Origin of the sequence: Prevotella conceptionensis 9403948, from assembly GCF_000312305.1 — a bacterium.
Lineage (GTDB): Bacteria > Bacteroidota > Bacteroidia > Bacteroidales > Bacteroidaceae > Prevotella > Prevotella conceptionensis.
The window spans coordinates 284979-287873 of sequence record NZ_HE999448.1; the positions used below are offsets into that span (position 1 = coordinate 284979).

The window sequence follows — 2895 nt, forward strand, 5'->3', positions numbered from 1 at the left end:
GCCTAGGTTGGTAGTTGGCGCGCTGTTGGTAGCCGCCCTCGCCCTCTTGTGCATTGTTGTAACGCGAACGGTATCCGCCTTCTTGACGTTGTTGGTATCCGCTGCGGTTGTTGCTGTTGTAGCTGCTGCGTTGCTGATAGCCGCCACCTTCGTTGTTGTAGTTGTTGTAACGAGGGCGATATTGCCTTTGTTGGGGTGCTGCACCGCTTTGCAAGTTGGCTCCAAATCCTTCGGGGCGGAATGCTCCTTCGTCTTCTCCGCCGCTGCTTCTGCGGTCGGTACTGTAGGCGCGTTGGGTGTGAATTCGTGGCCTTTGCGTTCTTGCACCAGCATTTCCATAGGTTCGGGAATAGCTTCCACCTGCGTTGTAGCCTTCACGGCTTTCCTCTTGCTGTCCTTTCGACGTGTCTTGAGGGGTCTTTTCCATTTCTGATTCCATAATTTTAATTCTTTTTTAACCTCACGGTTGCGTTAATACTTTACTTTTAATTCCTTTAATTTATAGTTTAGTTAGTTTATGTTACTTAGTTGACGAGTTAACGAGTTGGCCAGTTAACCAGTAGACAAGTTGGCCAGTTAACTGGTTTTCTTTTATATTTCTCTTGTTTCCTATCAGTCCCTGCTTATACCCCAGTGTAGTTCCAAGGTTTAATCGCGAGCAGTTCTTTCTTCACGTCCTGGCTTACGTTCAGTTGATTAACAAAGTCGTGGATAGTGCGCTCCGTCATCTTCTCGTTCGTGCGTGTTAGGGCTTTCAACGCCTCGTAGGGGTTGGGATATGCCTCTCTACGCAAAATGGTTTGTATGGCCTCGGCCACCACCGCCCAAGTATTCTCCAAGTCTTCGGCCAGTTTCTCCTCGTTAAGAATGAGCTTTCCTAATCCTTTGAGCGTGCTTTGGAAGGCGATGAGTGCATGTCCCATAGGCACGCCCACGTTGCGTAGCACGGTAGAATCGGTGAGGTCGCGTTGCAAGCGACTAACGGGTAGCTTTTGTGCCAAGAACTGTAACACGGCGTTTGCCAGCCCCAGGTTGCCTTCGCTGTTTTCAAAGTCGATGGGATTAACCTTGTGTGGCATGGCACTCGACCCCACTTCGCCCGACTTTATCTTCTGTTTGAAGTAGTCCATAGATATGTACATCCAGAAGTCGCGGTTCAAATCAAGTACGATTGTGTTGATGCGGCGCATGGCATCGAAGGCTGCGCCCATGTTGTCGTAGTTGCTTATCTGCGTGGTTAGCTGCTCGCGCACCAGTCCCAGCTTGTCGCTAACGAATCGGTTGCCGAAGTCGCGCCAGTCTATTTGTGGGTATGCCACGTGGTGGGCGTTGTAGTTGCCTGTGGCTCCGCCAAACTTAGCCGACATCTTGCAGGCTTTAAGCTGCGCCAACTGCTCCTCCAAGCGATAGGCAAACACGCCAACTTCTTTGCCAAGACGTGTGGGCGATGCAGGCTGGCCGTGCGTTTTGGCCAGCATGGGCACGTCTTTCCACGTTTCGGCATATTGTTTCAACTGTCCAATCAGCTGCTCCAATAATGGGTAATAACATTCTTCGAGAGCCTCTTTCAGCGAAAGTGGCACGCTGGTGTTATTGATGTCTTGCGAAGTTAGCCCAAAGTGGATGAACTCCTTGTAAGGTTCCAAGCCGCCAATGGCATCGAATTCTTCCTTAATGAAATACTCCACGGCCTTCACGTCGTGGTTCGTAACCTTCTCGATGTCTTTAACACGCTGTGCCTTAGCCTCGTCGAAAGTGCGGTATATGTCGCGTAGCTGGTCGAAACGCTCGCTGCCCACACCGGCCAATTGTGGCAAAGGCAGCTCGCAAAGGGCGATAAAATATTCTATTTCAACCCTTACACGATAGCGAATAAGGGCATATTCCGAAAAGTAGTTGGCTAACGGTTCGGTTTTACCGCGATAACGGCCATCGATAGGCGTGATGGCTGTAAGCATGTTAAGACTCATATAACTTTATAGTACTAATTGAATTGCAAATTTACCACAATAAATTGACACTTCCATGTTTTATATATTAAAATGTGTCTTGTAGTGAACTTTTTTGGTAAAAAAGTGTCTTGTGCCCCTTGTTGGCAAGCAGTTGGCTTGCTCGTAGCCACTATCTTTTTACAATAAAGGCTTTGTTGAAAGTGGATTTTTTGCTATCTTTGCGTGCCGCAGGTCGAGAAGGCCGTACCAACAATCACCAATTAGCACTATGCTGACATCAAAAAACAGTTCAACTCTACATGTAAACGAACATAGCCGAACACAGGAAAACAAGCAAGCAGAGCCTTTCTTTGCTTGGCATTGGCGCATTGTCCAGTGCGTTTGGGTAGTCCTCTTTTTGTTGTTCGCCCTCGACGTCGCCGCCCAAAGCAGCGATGCCGAACGCGTTGGCGTGCCCGCAGATAGCGTAAGCGTAAAAAACGAGACGACAGACTCGGCTCTTACGGCACGCTCCCTGCACGAGGTACAGCCCGAAACGGCCGCGAACGACTCGGTTATACATCGTCGCGACGACATTAGGTTCGACCGAAGTTTAACCTACGTTGGCCTTCCGCTCATCCTTGCAGGCGTGTTGGGCAGAAGCGAACGCCACCGCGTGTATTACTTGCACAAAGAGTTTGTTCCCGAATTTAAGTCGTCGGTCGACGATTATGTGCAGTTTGCGCCCTTTGCCTTAGCCACAGGCATGCAGGTTATGGGCGTTCGGGGCAAGAGTTCTCCCGTTCGTTATTTGGCTAGTAGCGCGATGTCGTTTGCCATTATGGCCGCAATAGTGAACACCATTAAAACTACGGTGAACCAAATGCGGCCCGACAACAGCACCCACAACTCGTTTCCATCGGGGCATACAGCAACGGCTTTCGTGGCTGCAACCATCCTTCAC

1 protein-coding gene and 2 pseudogenes are annotated in these 2895 nt (G+C 49.7%); 1 reads left to right on the top strand and 2 read right to left on the bottom strand.

Annotated elements, in window-relative coordinates:
• Positions 1-439: pseudogene (locus tag BN93_RS10505) on the bottom strand (pseudouridine synthase); the annotation flags it as partial.
• A 184-nt stretch (positions 440-623) separates the two neighbouring features.
• On the bottom strand, positions 624-1970 hold the full coding sequence (gene purB, locus BN93_RS10510; protein WP_019188288.1) for an adenylosuccinate lyase: 1347 nt from the start codon (positions 1968-1970) through the stop codon (positions 624-626).
• Positions 1971-2220: 250 nt separating this feature from the next.
• Between purB and BN93_RS18005 the strand changes: the two are divergent.
• Positions 2221-2895, top strand: a pseudogene (locus tag BN93_RS18005) (hypothetical protein); the annotation flags it as partial.

Coding starts and splice junctions, on each gene's coding strand:
- purB (WP_019188288.1), bottom strand. CDS start 1,970: ATGAGTCTTAACATGCTTACAGCCATCACGCCTATCGATGGCCGTTAT.